Below are 18,159 nucleotides of genomic sequence, written 5' to 3' on the forward strand. Positions count from 1 at the left end.
AAAGATGGTATCGACAGAAAATCTGAAAAGCTATTTTGAAAAAGCTCGCCGTTTCGATCAGGACCGGATGATCCAGATCGAGCGATCGAACCGGTTTGCCTGGTCAATCGCAGTTGGCGCAGTCCTCATCGCGGTTGTTTCGATCGTCGCGGTTGCTGCGCTGGCACCGCTTAAGACCGTTGAACCCTTTGTCATCCGGGTCGACAATTCGACGGGTATCGTCGACGTGGTGTCCGCCCTGACGTCGACGGCTGGTACTTACGATGAAGCAGTGACGAAATATTTTGCTGCAAAATATGTTCGCGCCCGCGAAGGATATGTCTGGAGCGAAGCACAAGAGAATTTCAGAACTATCGCGCTCCTGTCCACACAAGCCGAGCAAGATCGTTTTTCGAGCCACTATCGAGGAAGCAATCCGGAGTCGCCGCAAGTTATCTATGGTCGGTCGGCGACGACGATTATTAGGATCGCTTCGATCTCGCTGATCAATCAGAACGTGGCTTCAGTGCGTTATATGCGCACTGTCACCCGAGGAGACGAAGTCCGCACAACCCACTGGGTTGCCAGCCTGACTTATGCTTACGCCAATGCACCCATGTCCTCCACGGACCGGCTTGTGAACCCACTCGGCTTTGCGGTTAGCGAATACCGCTCCGATCCGGAGGCGATCAATTGATGCGAAAGACAGTCCTTCTAACCGCTCTGTTTGTAGGTATCGCCTCCATGGGTCATGCGCTCGAGGTTCCGCACAGCGCCTCGCAGGATAGTCGTGTCCGCTTCGTGAATTATCATCCTTACAACATTACCAGGATCGTCGGATCGTTGCGTTCTTCCGTGCAGGTGGAGTTCGACAGGGGCGAGGAGATCGCTCATGTCGCACTTGGCAACAGTGTGGCCTGGGAAGTCGCGCCGGCCGGAAACATACTTTTTTTGAAACCGCGCGAAAAGCAGCCGGTAACTAACATTTCTGTGGTGACAACCCGACGCGACGGTTCCGTCCGCAGTTATCAGATGGAGCTGACCGTACGCGAAGGAACTGTTGAGGTGGGCCAGAACACTTACTTCTATGTAAAATTTCGATATCCCGGAGATGAAGCAGACGCTCGGCGCCAGCAAGCTGCAGCGCGGGCGCGCGCTGAGCAGGCAAAGGAGGCTGACAAGGTGCTGGCGCTCCACGAAGCTAACGGCCCGCGCAACTGGCGCTATTCAGCACAGGGGGCCCAGTCGCTTGAACCGCAAAGCATCTACGATAATGGTAAGATCACGACCTTCGCATTCGTCGACAATCAAGAGATGCCCGCAATTTATATGGAAAACTCTGATGGTTCGGAGAGTTTGGTGCCAAAATCGGTCGATGGCAATCTCGTAATGGTTCACGCCATCAGTGAGAAGTTCATCCTGCGCCGCGGCAACGACGTTCTGTGCGTCTTCAACGAGGCTTACGACCGCGTCGGTATCAATCCCGACACGAACACCACGTCGCCGTCTGTGGAGCGTGTCATAAAATCCGTTTCCGCGGCTCGGTAGGGAGGCGTTCACCATGGCACAAGAAGAAGAAACCCAGATCCCCGGTGAACGCGCCGAGACTGCCAACGGTCGACGCATAGATAATAATCCGGCCCTCAAACGGGGTGTAATTGCATTCGCCGTAGTGACGTTCGTCAGTTTTGCGATCTGGTCGACCTCGGGACGCAATAACAAGGATGACCGTACACAGCCTGAGCGCGTTGTCATTCGCCAGACTAACGCATTTGAGCCGGCAAAGGAGAAAGCCCAGCCAGTGGCCCCCGTTCCTTTGCCGAAGGTGGTGTTACCAACGCCCACAATTGCCCCTGTTACGGAAGTCGAAGACAAGTTGCTCGATTCCGCACGTCGCGCGCCCGTATTGGCCTACAGCCGCGAAAAGAATAAAGCACCGTTGCATCATGCCGCTGACGATCAGGCGCCATCAATGGAAAGCAGTTTCGTGCCGCTCGGCACCAACATGATGAGCCAGAACCAGTCGAATAGCGACGAACAGAAGTTCGATAGCCTATTGCGGCCGACACGCCTTGAAGGTTCACGCGCCGGCACGCTTGGAAATCGGGATTTCATAGTCGCGATGGGAACCTCCATCCCTTGCGTGCTTGAGACCGCGTTGGCGTCTGATCAACCGGGCTTCACGAGTTGCGTCATCAACCGCGATGTCCTCTCCGACAATGGTAGAGTGGTCCTTATGGAAAAGGGGACGCACGTCGTTGGCGAGTACCGTGGAGGACTTCAGCGCGGCCAAAAGCGATTGTTTGTCCTATGGAACAGGGCCAAGACCCCCAAAGGCATTATCGTTACGCTTGCATCTCCAGCGACGGATGCCCTAGGTCGTGCCGGCGTCGACGGCTATGTCGACACCCATTGGTGGGAACGGTTCGGAAGTGCGCTGCTTTTGTCTATCGTAAGCGATGCGACCAGCTATGCGAACAGCCGTCTGCAGGACAGTGGTGCTGATGCGCAAAATACCATGAGCGCCGGTCAGCAGGCGGCTGCGATCGCTGTCGAGCAATCGATTAACATTCCACCGACATTGAACAAACATCAAGGAGCAATTGTCTCAATCTTCGTGGCTCGTGATCTCGACTTTTCAGGGGTATACCGTCTTCGCGTTACCGAACCGAAGAATCGCATCTTCGACCGAGCCGTTTTGGGCGATTTCAACCCAGATTCAAAGATTGTAACGAAGTAGGTGTGGTCAATGACTGACGGAACCGACGCGGCAGTCGTTCGCGAACTGTTGTCACCAGTTGCGATCTTCCTCGAAGATAAATCACTTTATGAAGTGATCATCAATAGGCCCGGGCAAGTGCTCACGGAAGGGCCTAATGGGTGGCAAACCCATCACGCGCCAGAGCTGAACTTCGAAAAACTGATGCGCCTTGCCCGGGCCGTTGCTACGTTTTCGAACCAGTCTATTGATGAAAAACACCCCATTCTTTCGGCTACACTTCCCAATGACGAACGAATTCAGATCGTCATACCGCCAGCAACAACGAGCGGTACGGTCAGTATTACGATCCGCAAGCCTTCGTTCGTGGATTTCGCGCTTAAGGACCTTGAGAAAAATGGGTTCTTTTCAGAAGCAAGAAGCACAGGGGCGGCGTGCTCTGAGCAAGACATTAAACTGGCAGAACTATATCACGACGGTGCCTACATGTTGTTTCTACAGCAAGCGGTCATTGCCCGTAAGAACATCGTAATTTCCGGTGCGACGGGTTCCGCCAAAACAACCCTGTCAAAGGCCCTGATAAAGCACATTCCCAAAAATGAACGGGTTATTTCGATCGAAGACACGCCGGAGCTGGTTATTCCTCAACCCAATCACGTCCGTTTGTTCTATTCAAAGGGCGGTCAGGGGATTTCAGGGGCGGGACCTCGTGAACTTCTTGAATCGTGCCTTCGTATGCGACCAGACCGTATCCTTCTCCAAGAACTTCGGGACGGGACGGCGTTTTATTATGTTCGAAACGTCAACTCCGGGCATCCCGGTTCGATAACCACCGTTCACGCAGGATCAACGCGGCTGGCATTCGAGCAACTCGCCACCCTGATAAAAGAATCTGAGGCGGGTCGCGCCCTTGAACGGACAGAAGTGCTTTCATCGCTAAAGATTGCTATTGATATCGTCGTACAATGTAAGCGGATCGACGGGTCTTTCAGGGCTACGGAGATTTACTATCGCGATGGGATGAGTAGCTATGGCTGAGCTCTACTCCCATCCTTGCTCAATGCACACAATGCACGCGCGCTGCTCACGCCACAGCCGGATACAGCGCCGTTTTGAGTGCGGTGCCTCGGCTTAGCGGCAAGCCGTTGATGGCGAGCTGCTGCCCCTCATGGCTGACGGAAACGCGGTCCCAGCATTTCAATCCGGCCGACGCAATTCCCCTTACTAAGCGATCAGTTCTGACCTATTACGGTGAATGCTATTCATGTGGCGCGGCGCGACAAATCGGCCCCGATTTCAAGCGAGCAGCTTGCTCATATTGATGCCTGTCACCTGGAAGCCCGTGGCTTCATAAACATGCCTGGCTCGTTTGTTATCGGGCGCTACCCGGAGCTTCATCTGTTGGAACCCCTGACGTTTCAATTCCTGTTCGAGAGCTATCAAGGCTTGCTTACCGAAGCCTTGCCCCTGATAGGCAGGAAAAATGGAAAAATCCATGGTGAAGGCCATGTGGGTTTCCAGGCTCTGCCTGTACCAGAAATACCCAACGAGCCTTTCGGGATCGATAGAATCGACCAGACATAACAAGACCTGATCGATCGTATTGATGCCGTCGGGTAGATCCAGTTCCATTTCCCGTTTGACCTGTTCCTCAGATGCGCTTTCTGGAATGCCGCAAGTAGAAGCGACTTCGGCAGCAAATTCGGGTACAAAACTGTCAAGAATGGCGAGAACTCATCTTCTTGCATCGGGCGTAACGAGATCATCAAATTATTCCTTTCATGGAAAGGCGGTCATGCCGCATGGAGGATTGGCCGAAGGCAATGTCATTTCGCTGGCTGCGACAAAGCAGGTTTTGCTGAACAGGTGCCGTTTTCACCTATCGCCAGCATGCAACAGAAAGCAGCTGTTACGACAGCCATCAACGGTCTCGTTTTAGCTTGTCGCCAATTAGATCTATCAAAAGACGGACGCGACGCGGTTGGACGGACCCCGCCGGATAGACAATCCGAAGATCGGTATTACCTGGCGAAAACTCCTTCAGGATTTCTACGAGGACACCTGAGGCAAGGTCCATCTCCACATCAAGAAAGGACTTGAGCGCAATACCTTGACCGGCAACGCACCAGTCGCGAACAAGCCCCCCATCGTTGGCTGCTCGTCGTCCGCGAACCATGACATGCCTGATTTCACCGCCGATCCGAAACGGCCACTCTGCATAGAGATCCTGACCAAAACGGACGATCAGACAATCGTGGGCGGTGAGGTCATTTGGATGCAGCGGTGTACCGTTTTCTTGAAGGTAAGCCGGAGAGGCACAGACCAGCCGACGGTTGGTGCCAAGAGAACGGCTGCGAAGTGAGCTATCGACAAGAACTCCGTGGCGGATGGCAAAATCGAACCCCTGGCCGACTAGATCGACATAACCATCGCTCAAATGAAGATCGACAGTGACGTTCGGATGCTCTGCCAGGAAAGCATCGACAATCGGCACGATATGAGTTCGCCCGAGGTCCTCGGCAACGCTTAACCGGATTGGACCAGAAATGGTTTCGGTACCGAGCTTGATACGACTTTCCAGTTCTTCGGCCTCAGCAAGCAGACGCCTGGCACCCGCAACGAGCAAACGGCCTTCTTCAGTCAGGCTTATCGCGCGCGTCGTTCGGGTAAGCAGGGTTGCGCCATAATAGGCTTCGAGCGTCGCCAACCGCTCTGTGACGGTAGCGGGTGATAGCCCTACCTCCCGTCCAGCGGCAGCCAAACCGCCTTTTTCCACGATGCGCAGGAAGAGTGCGAGATTGTTCAGAACCATTATTTAGAATATCCAAATTATGTTTTCGAGTTTTCATCAATTATCCGGATTTTCTGCATGATGTAAATCTGTTTCCGAAAGGAGACGGATATGCAACTCGACCACGTGACCCTGCGTACCCGCAATATTTCCGCCACTCGCGACTTCTTCGTCAAGCTATTCGGAATGGTGCCGGGCGAGCGACCGGCTCAGATTCAGCGCATCCCCGGTTGCTGGCTGTACAGTGAAGGTCATCCGCTCGTTCATATTATTGGTTCGTTTGGCAACCATCTAGATTGCGCTTCAGAGGCGATAGATCACGTCGGGTTCCGATTGAGCGGTTATGCCGATTTCCGATCTAGGCTTGAGCGTCTCGAAATCCGTTACAGCACGATGGATCTGGCTGACATTCATGAGCGGCGACTGTTTTTTCGCGCGCCCGGTGGGCCATTGCTCGAGGCAGTCTTCGCCGAGCCCATAACTGCCGGTGAGGAGAATACGCCACCAGCATCATCCCCGTGAATTCGCTCGAGCCGCATCGTGGACCGCAGTTTTACACCATCTAACAAAAAGGGAAAGTCACTATGAAAACGCAATCTCTTCAATCGATCTTGCGCCAAGGCGTCATCGCTTTGACCTTGGCTGGCACAATCGCGATTTCCACGGCATCTGCTGCACAACCGGGTGACTATTGGAGCCCCAGCTGGATGGCCGCAACCCAGCCGATGTGGGACAGAAATTTCGTCCTGCCACTTGGCGTTCCCTCTCATTATAATCAGCAAACAATACGCCAGACGGCGCGGCTGAGCATCGGCGGTAGCAAGCTGCGCGTGGTCATCAGCAATGAGGACGGTGTTGCTCCGCTGCATATCGGCGCTGCCCATCTGGCTCGTCATGACAAAGGCTCGGCCATCGTCGCTAGTACCGATCGCGTGGTGCACTTCGGCGGAAAACAGGAAGTCGTCGTTCCTGCTGGTGGGCGTTTGATCAGCGATCCGGTCAATCTGTCATTGCCGTCGCTCACTGAAGTTACGGTATCGCTATATCTTCCAAAAAACACCGAGCCTTCCGGATTCCACTTCGATGCGCGCGACACGGCATACGTCGTAAACGGTGATATGACAGGAGCCGAGGACCTGCCCGGTACCGCGTCCCAATACAGCACCCGTGTTTTTCTCAGTGGCCTGATCGTGGAAACAGAAAAGGCGCCGACCACTGTCGTAGCTCTTGGCGACTCGCTGACCGACGGCAACGGTTCTACTCCCGGTTCCAACAACCGCTGGCCGGATGCGTTGGCTGATCGACTGGCGGAACGTGGTATCGGTGTTCTAAACGCTGGCATTTCTGGTGGCCGACTGCTGAAAGACGGAATGGGACGTGCCGGTCTGGTACGGGCAGCCCGTGACGTTTTTGCGCAGCCCGGCGTGAAAGCAGTTATCGTAAAGTTTGGAACCAATGACATCGGCTGGCCAGGCGGTGGTTTTGCTCCCGAAGAGGCCATGGTCAGCGCCGAAGAAATCATTCAGGGCTATCGTGAACTGATAGAAATGGCGCACGCTAATAATGTGCGCATCATCGGCGGCACGATTGCCCCCAATGAAGGCGTAGCGAAAGGTTCGTTGATCGAAGGTCACCATTCGCCTGAAAAAGAAACGATCCGGCAAGCAGTGAACCAATGGATTCGCGAGAGCGATGAGTTTGACGATGTTGTCGATTTTGATGCTGTCCTGCGCGACCCAGCAAATCCCGCACGGATGAAGACTGAATTGGATTCTGGTGACCATCTTCATCCAGGCGATGCCGGATACAAGGCGATGGCAGCCGTGATCGACATTGATGCCCTGCTCGGCGGTTCCGTGAAACCATGAGGATCAGCGCCGGGGTTGGTTCATCGGGGAACCTGCCCCGGTCTTGCCGCGGGAACCCTCGATGTCATTGGCCCGCTCTTCAGCAAGTGGATAATTCGGACGTCACCGAAGCGCATCACCTCGTCGACATCCACCAGCTTCATACCTTCGACGCTAACACCGTCGGTCGAGAGGAATTGCCATCAACGCTCGACACGCTCGGGTAGGCAGGCAAGGTTCACTTTACCCGCGTTTCCAATTCCGCTAGGTGGCAAGCATTGAAGTCATCGGCTGTGGCCGACCGTTACGTCTGGCCGCGCGACGCTACCGACCAAGTCTATTACTTGCCGATCGGACGCGGTCACGAAGGGGATCTGATGCTGTTTTGTGTGGATTACCGGCATCATTGCGATCGAACGCCACCATGAGTCGCTTTGATCATTTAGGTGAACTTGTGCCGTTTTTCAGATCCAGCTCCGGATTATTGTTTGCAACGTATTTGTCCTTTTTCTTTGGCGCTTTGCCCACCTTTGGTTCTACTGGACGGTCAGGAGTGCTTGTAAATTTAATCGCCATGAACTTCGTCGCACCTTTAATTGCAAATGTTGCTAAATTGTTCTCGCGGATGGGTATGTCAGATATCCTCGCCAGTGTCTATCGATCTGACGCATTCGCCGTGCCTAACATCGTGTTTTACCGTTTGAGGTAGGATGCGAAAATCAACGCCTCGTCTGCCTGATCATAATCACAACGACAATTAGTAGCGCTATGATAAGCGCGCCCTCAATTATGAAATACCATGTCATCCGCCCAATCCTGCACACTTTAAAAAGCTGCCCCGCGATCAGAATGGCCGGGAACAGTACAAAAGTCACGCGAAGGGCGAAGTTTGGTCGCCTTAAATCAAGCTTGCTGGTGCGTCCTCATCATCATTACCTGAGTTGAGGTCGATCAGATCGGCGCCAAGCAGGGCTTTTGCATGTCCTTGGCTTCATGTTCCCGAACGTTGGAAACAGGCGGCGCATCGCCCATGTGTCGTAGTGATATTATAAAAATTGCACATACGCTCCTCTTCGTTGCAGCTATTCATCTGCCCGGATCTGGGCATGAGAGATCAGCCCGAAGATGAATGTTCCGCCGATAATGTTCCCGAAAAGTGTAGGTAGTCCGAATTTAAAAATGCTGTCGAACGGGGAAACTTCGCCAATGAAAAGCAGAAAGAGGACTTCAATCGATCCCACAACGATATGGGTTAGGTCACCGATAGCGATGAGGTAGGTGATCAAGAATATCAGAAATATATGGCCTTGTTTGGTACTGTGAAGCATCCAAACCAACGTCGCAATCAGCCATCCAGACATGATGCCCTTGCTGAATAACTCATTGCTTGTATTGTCCATAAGGTGTTTGCCCATCTCGATAAATGTTCGAGTTACCTCTTCAGAAAAAATGGGCATCGACACCATAACGAAGCCAGCGATCGCTCCACCAATAAGGTTTCCTAGAAGTACGATGGACCACAAGCGTATCACTTTGAAAAAGTGAGAAATTGTAGGCTCTGTCATAAAGGGCAGAACCGGGGTGATCGTGTTTTCAGTGAATAGTTGCTGATTGGCAATTATCACAATTATAAAGCCGACGGTGTAGCCAGCTGAGCTGAGAAGAAAGAACAAATCGCCGTCAGGAAGGTAGGTCTCGAGGATGCCACGTGCGATCATCGACGTGCTCATCGATATTCCACCAGCAATTGCCGACCAGAGCAGCGCCATCGCCTCTCTATTCATTTCCTTTTCGCCTTCACGACGAATGAGTTCATGAATAGCCGCTGCCTTTGAGGGGAGACTTTCTTTTAGAACCTCTGCTGATTGGGCGGCTTCTTTCGGTTCAGGCATTATGGCGTCTCCTCATTGCGCCCTATTGTTGCTTCGCATTCGAAAGCATTCGGTACGAGATAACTAGCGCTCTTATTTGCGGCGTCCAGCTAGAGCATCCTCGCCTTCCTGTTTATGAGAACGACAGAGCCAAAGGTGGCCGTTCGGCAGTTTATAATCGAATGATCCCCATTCCTTGCAGTCCTTCGAATTGCACAAGTGTTCGAACAACTTCCCGGCCCTGGCCACGTGCGTGTTGTCGTTCTTGTATCCAGCCATTCATCACCTCGGCATCGTCGTAATTCCAAACTGGCATCGCCTTTTGCCGTACAGGTTTTGCAGCGCATGCGCCTATGCAAGTCAACGAAGTAGGTGTGTGTCCCGAACTTGTGCAGAGGGGCATCGTTCTATCGACCGACCCGGTATGTCCACAGCGGTAGTGGTGTCCGTAGAGTGTACCATGTGAACAGATCCATGATCCGCGTCGAAACCGGTATTTCGGTTAAATAAGGTGGTCGTAGTTTCATTGATGAAAATACGTCTCCCACGGCTTGGATTTTTTGTCCGTTGGGTCGTAGGAAACTCCGCCGTATAGTCGGATGAATTGCGGCCCGCACATCGCCTTTTATAGTAGGCGAGAACCGATTCAATTTCGTCTTCGTTTTTCTGCGCACCTGTATTCATTATCCTGTTCCGGTGAAGCAAGAGGTGGCTCGGTTTGTCTGAACAGTTTCGGGCGTTTCGCTAAGTGGATTTCCGCCTCGATTATGCCGCCACCATCATTGGTGCCAGCGCGTTGAAGTAGGCCTGATCCGGTGTCTGCCGGTCAAGGGATGAATGTGGGCGTCGGCTATTGTAAAAGGTCAGATAGCGGCCGATGCCAGCGCGGGCCTCGGACACTGTTTTATAGGCGTGGAGGTAGACTTCCTCGTATTTGATCGAACGCCAGAGCCGCTCGACGAAGACGTTGTCCCGCCACGCACCCTTGCCATCCATCGAGATGGCGATTTCCGCCTTCTTCAGCACCGTCGTGAAGTCCATCGAGGTGAACTGCGAGCCCTGATCGGTATTGAATATGTCGGGTCTGCCATAACGGGCCAGCGCTTCCTCGACTGCTTCGATGCAGAAGGCTGCCTCCATCGTGATCGACAGTCGCCACGACAGAACCTTCCGGCTGAACCAGTCCACAACGGCGCAGAGATAGACAAATCCGCGAGCCATCGGAACATAGGTCAGGTCCATCGCCCAAACCTGATTGGGTCTGGTAACCGCCAGCTTGCGCAGGAGGTAGGGATAGATTTTGTGCCCAGGTGCCGGTTTCGACGTGTTCGGGCGACGGTAGATCGCCTCGATGCCCATCTTCTTCATCAGCGTGGCGACGTGCAGTCGACCGGTTTGTAACCCTTCTCCCCTCAAGAGCCCTTGCAACATCCGGCTTCCGGCAAACGGGTATTCGAGATGCAACTCGTCGATCCGGCGCATCAGAGCCAGATCGCCGTCAGACACCGGACGCGGCGAATAATAGACACTGCCACGGCTGAAGCCGAGAAGCTTCGCCTGACGCACGACGGACAGCTTGTGCTCGCGGTCGATCATTTCTTTCCGCTCAGCAATCCCGCCTTGCCGAGCGCTCCGGCTAAAAAATCATTCTCCAGCGTCAGCTCCCCGATCTTGGCGTGCAGCGTTTTGACATCGACGGTTGGACCCGTCGGTTCCGCCTTCGCTTCATCGCCGAAAACGCCTGTCGCCCCCTCAAGGAGCTGGTCTTTCCATTGCTTGATCTGGTTGGCGTGCACGTCAAACTGTTGGGACAGTTCCACCAGCGTCTGCTCGCCTCGAATGGCGGCGAGCGCCACTTTTGCCTTGAAAGCCGGGCTATGGTTCCGGCGCGGTCGTCTCGTCATGGTATCTCCTGTTCACGGCATCTAAGCCGAAGTCAGGCAGAAATTCCACTTATCCCCCCTGTTCAAATTTCCCGAGCCAGCTCTGCAGACACAACGCCCAAAGTGTCTGTGAATGTGATCGGGCAGCCTTCTGATGTACCTAGAATGTTCTCATTCTGAAAAGAATCAATCGCGCTTTCGCGGTTGTGGTACGGTGTGAATAGGCGATACCGGGGCAACTGACGGACGCGCGACAGTCACAGCAGAGGTTCGACCCCGATCTCGGATCGTTCGCACTTTGGAGCAGCGGCTTCGTGAATTTTGGTGAGCGTGATAGCGGGAAGCTCGATCTGGACTATACGCTTGTTGGCGTAAGCGGGGGTATTGACTATCGTTTTTCGCAACAGTTCGTTGCCGGTTTTGGTGTTGGCCACGGGCGGGATCGGACAGATATTGGCGGCAACGGTTCAGAAAGCCGGGCCAATGCCTACAGCGCAACGATTTACGGCAGCTACAAGCCTATCGACAACTTTTTTATCGATGCGCTCGTGGGCGGCAGCATTCTGGATTTTGATTCAACCCGATTCATTACTGCCGACGGCAGTTTGACCGATGGAAAACGTGACGGCAGTCAGTTTTTTGTATCCTTGACGGCTGCATACGAATTTCGTCAGGAAACTTGGTTGGTTTCACCATACGGCCGGTTGGAAGCGTCGCGCTCCTGGCTTGATAGTTACTCCGAAGACGGTGATAGTATCTACCGGCTAACCTATGGCGATCAAACCGTCGACACCGTCACAGGTGTGGTTGGTTTGCGCGCGAACTATTCCATCGACTACACATGGGGCGTTTGACACCAGGTGTCAGGGGGGAATACACGCAAGATTTCCAGGATTCCAGCCGGGCTGCAGTGGGTTATAGCGCGCTTGGCGGGCTTCCCTATGCTCTCGATGTAGAAGATGATGGCAGCAATAGCGGCAATGTGGGTCTGTCGCTCGATTTCAATTTCGACAATGCCATGGGCCTCCGGCATTGAGTATCGAACCGGCTTCGGTGGTTCTGGCGCCAGAGACCATGCGATCGTGCTGCGGGTTGGTGCGAAATTTTAGATTAGGGCGGCATGTCATGTATGCACCTTATCGGCGGTTTAGAAAGCGGGGCTTCGGCTCCGCTTTTTTGATTTCAAGGACTTACTAATGATCGGATGCATGCCACCGCTTATCTTACTGATACTAGGAGCGGGCATTGGTGCGCTAACTAGCAGTAATTACGGCCTCGTTTATGGCGCCCTTATTGGTCTGGCTGTCGGGCTCGCCGTCATGATGGTTCTGACTTGGGTGCTGATTAAGGCACGCAACCGATAAGTTGTCAGCCTGACGCCGAATTCGAGGAAAAGCCTTCAAAATGCGAAGCGCGGCGTTTATTGAAGCACATCGGTAACAATCATTTGAGGCGTTTCGGTTCGGGTCAACTCAAACCGTGCTCTCTCCAGGATAGACCAAGCTAAGAATAACGTGCAGGCAACAATGATCGTGGCCACATATGTGTTCGGTTTCATGGGATCATCCATTGTGCTGTAACTGTAGCGCAAATGGTATGTTCGATGGTAACCGACAACGCCTAAATCTACATGGCTGATATGCAAGTCAGCCTTTAGTCCCGCTCCCGCGAAGCTTTTCATTCTACGGCTTTTATGCCGAAGTCATCGATTGAGCCGGATCTACCTTCCTCTCCAAGAGCGGTCGCAACAGCCAGCAGTTTGTCTGGTGTGTCCAGATGGAGCTCTGAGGCGATGGCTTCCAAAGCTTGAACATCAGTGTCATTGTCATCTGTCCGGTTTTCTATGTGTGACACGCGGCACCTTATCCATACTTGCTCTATCGAATGAACGCCGGATGTAAAAGAAGAGCCGCACACCATTGCCGCGCGGAGCTGGAAAGTCATATGCAATCGCTAGGCCGTGTGGACGGATTTGATTAAGATGAAAGCAGAAGCGATTGCGACGATGGATCGGAAGTTTCTTGCTGTTTTCTCGCAGCGTAATGCGACACGTTTGAACCGTTTGAGCTTCCCCATCATTTGTTCGATACGTGCGCGACCTCGATAAAGCGCCGTGGCAAAATGCTTCGGAATATTACGTCTGTTTGATCTGTAAGGGATCACAGGGATAGCGGCAGCCTTTCGCGCAATCTCTCGATTAACGTCGCTATCATAGCCTTTGTCGGCAATGATAGCGCGGTGCCTGACTTGAGGGCCCGTGTCCATGAGGCTTTCAAACTGTTTGCTATCGGAGGCTTCGCCTCCGGTCAGTTCAAAGCCAAGGGGCTGACCATTTCGGTCGGTTTTCAGATGGATTTTGGTTCCGAACCCTCCACGAGACCGGCCGAGCGCTTGACCTTCCTGCCCCCTTTAGCGCCTGCTGCAGATACATGGGCGCGAATGACGGTGCTGTCGAACATAGCGATAAGATGAGCGCTTTCATCAAGCCCAGCCAAAATGGAAAAATAGTCCTCGAAAACACCTGCTTTACCTAAACGGTCAAAACGCTTCCATACGCTGTTCCAGTTACCAAACCGCTCAGGCAAAGCCCGCCATGAGATGTTGTGAAGGGTGAAATAATGCAACGCCTCAAGGAATAGGCGGTCATTTTTAGCTTTCGCGCCAACGGCTGGCAGACAAGTCCGAAAAACCTCAAGTGCCAGTTCATAGTCATTTTCTGTCATCTTGGTGCACATTACTGACCTCCAAATCACGTCAGCAATATGTGAATCACGTCGAGAGAAAGTCTGGAACCGGAAAACTTATACCTGAGTCAATTCGTCCACACGGCGTAGGTCAAATGTTATTCAAGGACGATATAAGTAAAGCCCAACACGCACCGAAGAACCGTAGGAAACAATCACGCGCAATGTCTTTGTGTTATGACCTAGAGCGGGTGATAGCGTGCTTCTTCCATGTGTCGGCCGTTCAGCATTAACGGTAATTCACTCCGCTGGGCTTAATTCTTTTCTGCCTTTTTAGCGCACCGGTTTAGCTTTACCGAACCTCACTTTACTATCGCGCTCCAACCTAGCGGCCTTAAGCCGTTCCGTTTTGGCGTCCACCGAGGTCTTTTCGGTATGGAGGATTCCTTTTACAGTTTTGTCCGTTATCGCACTTTTGACGTCCCTATTCGGTCGCGATAACTTGAAAAGTGTATCTTTGGTAAGTTCAATAGGCTTTTGTTCGAGCATGGTACGCTCCAAAGAAAATGAATTCTTATTTGCGCAAAGAGCGCGTTCGCGATGACCCGCCACAAGATCGCCGCAGTATATTTGACAGTTTTGACCAATCTTCTGATGGCGGCTTCATCTGGTTGCGGGCATCTTTTATGTCACGCTGGGTTGCAGCTAGGTGATTTAAACTGCTCAGACCGCTATTCGGGTTGACCGCGGAATTAATACCTTTTTCATTGCTATTCATTTTGAGTATTTCTTTCGGGTTTATCGCCGCTGGCGAACGGTTTAAATAAAAAAGGCCGGGCAACTGCCCGACCCCCAAAGTAAACTTCCTCATCTGTGCCAGTACATCCGTGGTCACAAGATTGGAGAAGCTTCAATCAGGCAGCCTGCAAATTACATGCTGTCATTTTGCCAGATTTGCGATCTTGTTCCAGATCATAAGTCAGCTTCTGGCCTTCATTTAGAGAGTGCATGCCTGCGCGTTCTACCGCAGAGATATGAACGAACGCATCACCACTGCCATTGTCAGGCTGAATAAAACCAAAACCTTTTGTGGCGTTAAACCATTTAACTGTACCGGTGTTCATTTGAACCTCTTTCATATAAATATTAATACCGCGCAGCAAAGCAACGCGATGATGAAACGATTTTCAAAGGGAGTGTTCGTTCAGCGCACGGTGCTAAATGTGCAATAAGCAAAGCTCAACAAGAAAATATCGATTTTTATCTTATACAACGATAAATATATTCTGTCAAATTATTATTAATAATAATTCTAGTGTTAGATAATGGCGCTTTCAATTTAACAATATTATCGTTGTTTTTGCAGTAGAATATGGTTTTAGACCTATGTTCGAGATGCCACGATAGGGACCATCTCGAAGCAATATGTATCAAACGGCGACGTAAGCGGACGTTCCCTCGATCTGCAGACCTACATCAGTCTGAATGTCGCCGATCACTCCAGCCATGAAATTCTGTAGAATTAACGCAGATTGATTATAATAAGGGTCGGGCAACGGCTTCATCTTGGAAGTGAGATAGCCTGCCTTAATAATCATCTGCTTCAGTATGCGGTGGTTCGTGTGAAAATCTACACTATAGATACTGGAAGACATGACATCCTCCTTTCAAATTGCGGGCAAGGACAATTTAGTCCAGGTCAGCGTAGCCCGTATTCAAATAATTTGCTGATAATCAAGGGTGGACTGTTTGTTTTTTGATAGCAAGCGAACAATTAAGGTCACTTAAAGGCAACACATTCGATAGATCGCAACGGCGCTCGGCAGATGAGGTGGCAGGTCCTGGCATTACACTCTGCACGATTTCAGTGCCTTGGCCGGGCCTTATTATCATTCCTACGGCCTCCGTGGCTTCAGCACAAGGATTACGAGTGGTGTTGCAGAGCCTTTTAAGGTCGGCACTGCAGGCCGCGGAGCCTCATCATATTTCTTGCTGCCGTCAATTTGTGTGGAACGACACGGTAATTCCCGACACTATAATGCTCAACACCAGCCGGTCTCCCAACCATCGGTTGCTCCAGAAGTAAATTCCCAACCCCGGTGACAGAGGGTAGGGCCGCGCAAGCTTCCAAGAAATGCAGCGGCATTTGCGCGAGTTGATTCTCTTGCGGCGTAACTAAACCTACGACGGTAAGTCTGATTGTTTCAAAAATTATGTAGGGACCAAATCTAAAAGGGGGCAGGGACGACAACTAAAAATTACTATTCGGCGATAAAATCGCGCGCAAATAGAAATTAGCGGTGATATACTCGGTGTCCAACGCATAATTAAGTGCGTTCGATCGTTGAAGATCGGATACCATCATGAACAAGCTTGAATGGGTAAAGCCCGCTCTTGGCGGAGCGTTAGTTGGCGCCATTGCAGCAATTGCTATCGGCTTTTCTTTGGGTGGCTGGATCACGCAAGGCACGTCTGAGCGTCTGATTGCATCCAACATGTCTGACGGCGTAGCGCTCGCCCTTACGCCTTACTGTCTTGAAAAATCCAGAAACGATCCGGCGGTTGTGAACATCCTTGCCGAGTTCAAATCCGCGCCAGCATACTCTCGACGTAGCCTTATCGAAAAGTCGGGATGGGCGACGCCGCTGGGAACAGAGCTACCAAATACTGCACTCGCAACTGCATGCGGCAACGAACTGGCCAAGGCGCTTTAAAGCGCCTTGGGTCACCGAATGAGGAGGCTATAATGAGAAAAGAACATCACTCTAACACTGCTGAGCAAAAAGATACCATGCCCCCACAGCACAATGAGGGCAGAGCGGCCAGCAAAAACGATCTCAGAAATGCTCATCAACAGATGACGTCGCCATCAAAGGATTGGACCGAGCTGGCGAATATTCTACGGCGTGCATGCGGCGGATTTTCACGTTCACGCTCGCCGCGTCATGTCCTGCCGAGGAGCAAACGCAATGGCCAATGACACCACGGCTCTGGAACGGAAGGTTCTTGCTCATGAGCAGATCCTTCAGGTTCTCATCGGGCACCTGGCCGAAACCGAGCCCAAATTTCTGAATCGACTGAAGGCTGTATTCACGCGCCATCATGTTCTCGGTTCGAATGAAAAGAACTATTTTAATACAGCGCAGTATGCCGAAAAATTCATTCATGAAATAGAGAAGATGCAAGAGTATAAAGCGACGCGTTGATTTTCATAAGCTCACGATTATCTGATAAAATTTTTGAGAAGATTGCTTATAAATATATAAACTATCAAATATCTTCTTGTGCTTTAACTTAAATAGGCGCACAGTCTATTATCCACAGCAATTGAAACGGGCGCTGTCGTCGGGAGATAATAATCTCCGGCCCCAAATCGAAGGGGGGCACGCTATGCCTTCCGCTTCACATCTGACGTACTTTGGACCTGAAGATTTTCCTTTACTTCGCGCTTTTCTGCAACGCTCAAACTATTCGCTGGATGGGAGCGGGAAACCAGAGACCCGTCTGGAAGCCGCCAAACACCTTTGTGAGATATTCAGCGACGGTCGCCATGATCCTGTGCAGATGCTGGACATGCTTTTGGCAATTCGTGCCCAACGTTTGTCTCAATCTAATCAGATGGAGTTGGAAGCCTGGGAGAATGAAGGTGGCCATGCGGCTCCGCAAATCACATCAAAATCATCAATACTGCGATGGCCACCTAGAAAGACGCTCCGATTGAGGTTGCCCCATGGTTGATATGACGCAGTACCGCGCAACAGGTGACCAGGTGAGAGTTAATAAGGCTGAGGATCGCCGTAACAAGCTATATCCCGCCATCCGAAATATTGTGCGGATAGAAAACCGTGTGCGAGAACCGTTCAGTGCTCGGTGTTTAGCAAAACATATGCCCGCTACGCATTTAACTGGGCTGAAAACCTACTTGAGCATGAACGCGGCGACTTCTCAGCGTGACCGCGAATCTTATTTCGTCAGAGTCTTTCGAGGTTGGTATCGTCTCAACGATGGTTGAAAAATTCGGTGCTCGGATAATGACAGCTCAACAATCTGCAAATCGTAAGACGCGCGTATATCTGATTGCATTCCTCATAATATGCATCGATATCGGATTGGTGGTATGGTTGGTTGGCACCTTCCTTACCTAATTTCGGAAATTTTTGAGCGATTGGGTTTCAGAACGTAAGCGATCCAACGAGAATGAAGTCTGCACTTCCGTGTATGCCGATATTTCGCACATCGACACTCAACAGGCCGTCGCCTTTTTCGGATGATAACTGAACAAGCTCGCCTGCATAAGCTTGCCGGAGCATATCCATACTTGCCCACATGACGCCTTTTGTAAATTTCCTCTCGCCTTCAGTGGCTATGGAAATGCTATAATGAAC

General features: G+C 51.7%; 21 protein-coding genes. 11 read left to right on the forward strand and 10 right to left on the reverse strand.

The features are described from left to right. Positions 1-4: 4 nt before the first annotated feature. The 4 genes from CQZ93_RS16055 to virB11 are packed head-to-tail and all read left to right on the forward strand — an operon-like array spanning position 5 to position 3,736. Entirely contained in the window at positions 5-676 is a 672-nt protein-coding gene (locus CQZ93_RS16055) for a VirB8 family type IV secretion system protein (protein WP_105543634.1), read from the forward strand. Then, positions 676-1,527, forward strand: coding sequence for a P-type conjugative transfer protein VirB9 (virB9, locus tag CQZ93_RS16060; RefSeq protein WP_105543635.1), 852 nt, complete (start codon positions 676-678; stop codon positions 1,525-1,527). Before CQZ93_RS16055 ends, virB9 begins: the two co-directional genes overlap by 1 nt. 13 nt (positions 1,528-1,540) lie before the next feature. Then, positions 1,541-2,719 carry a type IV secretion system protein VirB10 gene (gene virB10 / locus CQZ93_RS16065; protein WP_105543636.1) on the forward strand — a complete coding sequence of 393 codons (1,179 nt, stop codon included), beginning with the start codon at positions 1,541-1,543 and terminating at the stop codon, positions 2,717-2,719. Positions 2,720-2,728: 9 nt separating this feature from the next. Next, entirely contained in the window at positions 2,729-3,736 is a 1,008-nt protein-coding gene (gene virB11 / locus CQZ93_RS16070) for a P-type DNA transfer ATPase VirB11 (protein ID WP_105543637.1), read from the forward strand. Positions 3,737-3,994: 258 nt separating this feature from the next. On the opposite strand, the gene CQZ93_RS16075 is transcribed toward virB11, so the two are convergent. After that, entirely contained in the window at positions 3,995-4,330 is a 336-nt protein-coding gene (locus CQZ93_RS16075; protein ID WP_286153752.1) for a GNAT family N-acetyltransferase, read from the reverse strand. Positions 4,331-4,619: 289 nt separating this feature from the next. Next, positions 4,620-5,510 (reverse strand): LysR family transcriptional regulator, encoded by an 891-nt coding sequence (locus tag CQZ93_RS16080; protein ID WP_105543638.1) that lies wholly within the window; start codon positions 5,508-5,510, stop codon positions 4,620-4,622. 90 nt (positions 5,511-5,600) lie between these two features. Here CQZ93_RS16080 and CQZ93_RS16085 point away from each other — a divergent pair, with 90 nt between their 5' ends. From CQZ93_RS16085 to CQZ93_RS26390, 3 genes are all read left to right on the forward strand, one after another. Beyond that, positions 5,601-6,011, forward strand: a complete 411-nt coding sequence (locus CQZ93_RS16085) for a VOC family protein (protein WP_105543639.1) — start codon at positions 5,601-5,603, stop codon at positions 6,009-6,011. A 62-nt stretch (positions 6,012-6,073) separates the two neighbouring features. Continuing rightward, positions 6,074-7,357: an SGNH/GDSL hydrolase family protein gene (locus tag CQZ93_RS16090; protein ID WP_105543640.1), complete on the forward strand. Its 1,284-nt coding sequence runs from the start codon at positions 6,074-6,076 to the stop codon at positions 7,355-7,357. A gap of 403 nt (positions 7,358-7,760) precedes the next feature. After that, positions 7,761-8,045, forward strand: a complete 285-nt coding sequence (locus CQZ93_RS26390; RefSeq protein ID WP_146114460.1) for a hypothetical protein — start codon at positions 7,761-7,763, stop codon at positions 8,043-8,045. A 373-nt stretch (positions 8,046-8,418) separates the two neighbouring features. Here the strand turns inward: CQZ93_RS26390 and CQZ93_RS16095 are convergent, their stop codons facing one another. Further along, entirely contained in the window at positions 8,419-9,228 is an 810-nt protein-coding gene (locus CQZ93_RS16095) for a formate/nitrite transporter family protein (RefSeq protein ID WP_105543641.1), read from the reverse strand. 744 nt (positions 9,229-9,972) lie between these two features. After that, positions 9,973-11,111, reverse strand: a protein-coding gene (locus CQZ93_RS16110; RefSeq protein WP_105541261.1) for an IS3 family transposase whose coding sequence is annotated in 2 segments (ribosomal slippage) — positions 9,973-10,844 and positions 10,844-11,111 — 1,140 coding nt in all. Because the reading frame shifts where the segments join, the coding sequence is not laid out codon by codon here. A gap of 218 nt (positions 11,112-11,329) precedes the next feature. On the opposite strand from CQZ93_RS16110, the gene CQZ93_RS16120 reads away from it, so the two are divergent. Then, complete coding sequence (locus CQZ93_RS16120; RefSeq protein WP_286154271.1) at positions 11,330-11,944, forward strand: autotransporter outer membrane beta-barrel domain-containing protein; 615 nt, start codon at positions 11,330-11,332, stop codon at positions 11,942-11,944. Beyond that, a complete protein-coding gene (locus tag CQZ93_RS26395; protein WP_146114462.1) occupies positions 11,932-12,126 on the forward strand; it encodes a hypothetical protein in 195 nt (64 codons plus the stop codon). Before CQZ93_RS16120 ends, CQZ93_RS26395 begins: the two co-directional genes overlap by 13 nt. 641 nt (positions 12,127-12,767) lie before the next feature. Here CQZ93_RS26395 and CQZ93_RS26400 read toward each other — a convergent pair. From CQZ93_RS26400 to CQZ93_RS16150, 6 genes are all read right to left on the reverse strand, one after another. Beyond that, positions 12,768-13,034, reverse strand: coding sequence for a hypothetical protein (locus CQZ93_RS26400; protein WP_146114463.1), 267 nt, complete (start codon positions 13,032-13,034; stop codon positions 12,768-12,770). 9 nt (positions 13,035-13,043) lie between these two features. Continuing rightward, a complete protein-coding gene (locus CQZ93_RS27275; protein WP_105543646.1) occupies positions 13,044-13,445 on the reverse strand; it encodes an IS5 family transposase in 402 nt (133 codons plus the stop codon). Next, the gene (locus tag CQZ93_RS16135; protein WP_095444932.1) at positions 13,436-13,825 is read right to left on the reverse strand and encodes a transposase; all 390 of its coding nucleotides are present in this window, start codon (positions 13,823-13,825) and stop codon (positions 13,436-13,438) included. Before CQZ93_RS16135 ends, CQZ93_RS27275 begins: the two co-directional genes overlap by 10 nt. 282 nt (positions 13,826-14,107) lie before the next feature. Beyond that, positions 14,108-14,323 carry a hypothetical protein gene (locus tag CQZ93_RS27010; protein WP_105543647.1) on the reverse strand — a complete coding sequence of 72 codons (216 nt, stop codon included), beginning with the start codon at positions 14,321-14,323 and terminating at the stop codon, positions 14,108-14,110. Between the two features lie 365 nt (positions 14,324-14,688). Then, positions 14,689-14,898 (reverse strand): cold-shock protein, encoded by a 210-nt coding sequence (locus tag CQZ93_RS16145; RefSeq protein ID WP_105545172.1) that lies wholly within the window; start codon positions 14,896-14,898, stop codon positions 14,689-14,691. 306 nt (positions 14,899-15,204) lie between these two features. Beyond that, the gene (locus CQZ93_RS16150) at positions 15,205-15,429 is read right to left on the reverse strand and encodes a hypothetical protein (RefSeq protein ID WP_105543648.1); all 225 of its coding nucleotides are present in this window, start codon (positions 15,427-15,429) and stop codon (positions 15,205-15,207) included. Between the two features lie 708 nt (positions 15,430-16,137). Here CQZ93_RS16150 and CQZ93_RS16155 point away from each other — a divergent pair. Together CQZ93_RS16155 and CQZ93_RS16165 are read left to right on the forward strand one after the other, a co-directional pair. Further along, entirely contained in the window at positions 16,138-16,488 is a 351-nt protein-coding gene (locus CQZ93_RS16155) for a hypothetical protein (protein ID WP_105543649.1), read from the forward strand. A 255-nt stretch (positions 16,489-16,743) separates the two neighbouring features. Further along, positions 16,744-16,980, forward strand: a complete 237-nt coding sequence (locus CQZ93_RS16165; RefSeq protein ID WP_105543651.1) for a hypothetical protein — start codon at positions 16,744-16,746, stop codon at positions 16,978-16,980. Positions 16,981-18,159 lie beyond the last annotated feature (1,179 nt).

This window comes from Ochrobactrum vermis (assembly GCF_002975205.1).
Classification (GTDB): Bacteria; Pseudomonadota; Alphaproteobacteria; order Rhizobiales; family Rhizobiaceae; genus Brucella; species Brucella vermis.

Coding starts and splice junctions, on each gene's coding strand:
- CQZ93_RS16155 (WP_105543649.1), top strand. CDS start 16,138: ATGAACAAGCTTGAATGGGTAAAGCCCGCTCTTGGCGGAGCGTTAGTT.
- CQZ93_RS16055 (WP_105543634.1), top strand. CDS start 5: ATGGTATCGACAGAAAATCTGAAAAGCTATTTTGAAAAAGCTCGCCGT.
- CQZ93_RS16145 (WP_105545172.1), bottom strand. CDS start 14,898: ATGAACACCGGTACAGTTAAATGGTTTAACGCCACAAAAGGTTTTGGT.
- CQZ93_RS16080 (WP_105543638.1), bottom strand. CDS start 5,510: ATGGTTCTGAACAATCTCGCACTCTTCCTGCGCATCGTGGAAAAAGGC.
- CQZ93_RS16085 (WP_105543639.1), top strand. CDS start 5,601: ATGCAACTCGACCACGTGACCCTGCGTACCCGCAATATTTCCGCCACT.
- virB10 (WP_105543636.1), top strand. CDS start 1,541: ATGGCACAAGAAGAAGAAACCCAGATCCCCGGTGAACGCGCCGAGACT.
- virB11 (WP_105543637.1), top strand. CDS start 2,729: ATGACTGACGGAACCGACGCGGCAGTCGTTCGCGAACTGTTGTCACCA.
- virB9 (WP_105543635.1), top strand. CDS start 676: ATGCGAAAGACAGTCCTTCTAACCGCTCTGTTTGTAGGTATCGCCTCC.
- CQZ93_RS26390 (WP_146114460.1), top strand. CDS start 7,761: ATGAGTCGCTTTGATCATTTAGGTGAACTTGTGCCGTTTTTCAGATCC.
- CQZ93_RS16090 (WP_105543640.1), top strand. CDS start 6,074: ATGAAAACGCAATCTCTTCAATCGATCTTGCGCCAAGGCGTCATCGCT.
- CQZ93_RS16165 (WP_105543651.1), top strand. CDS start 16,744: ATGGCCAATGACACCACGGCTCTGGAACGGAAGGTTCTTGCTCATGAG.
- CQZ93_RS16135 (WP_095444932.1), bottom strand. CDS start 13,825: ATGTGCACCAAGATGACAGAAAATGACTATGAACTGGCACTTGAGGTT.
- CQZ93_RS26400 (WP_146114463.1), bottom strand. CDS start 13,034: ATGACTTTCCAGCTCCGCGCGGCAATGGTGTGCGGCTCTTCTTTTACA.
- CQZ93_RS16150 (WP_105543648.1), bottom strand. CDS start 15,429: ATGTCTTCCAGTATCTATAGTGTAGATTTTCACACGAACCACCGCATA.
- CQZ93_RS27010 (WP_105543647.1), bottom strand. CDS start 14,323: ATGCTCGAACAAAAGCCTATTGAACTTACCAAAGATACACTTTTCAAG.
- CQZ93_RS26395 (WP_146114462.1), top strand. CDS start 11,932: ATGGGGCGTTTGACACCAGGTGTCAGGGGGGAATACACGCAAGATTTC.
- CQZ93_RS16095 (WP_105543641.1), bottom strand. CDS start 9,228: ATGCCTGAACCGAAAGAAGCCGCCCAATCAGCAGAGGTTCTAAAAGAA.
- CQZ93_RS16075 (WP_286153752.1), bottom strand. CDS start 4,330: ATGGAACTGGATCTACCCGACGGCATCAATACGATCGATCAGGTCTTG.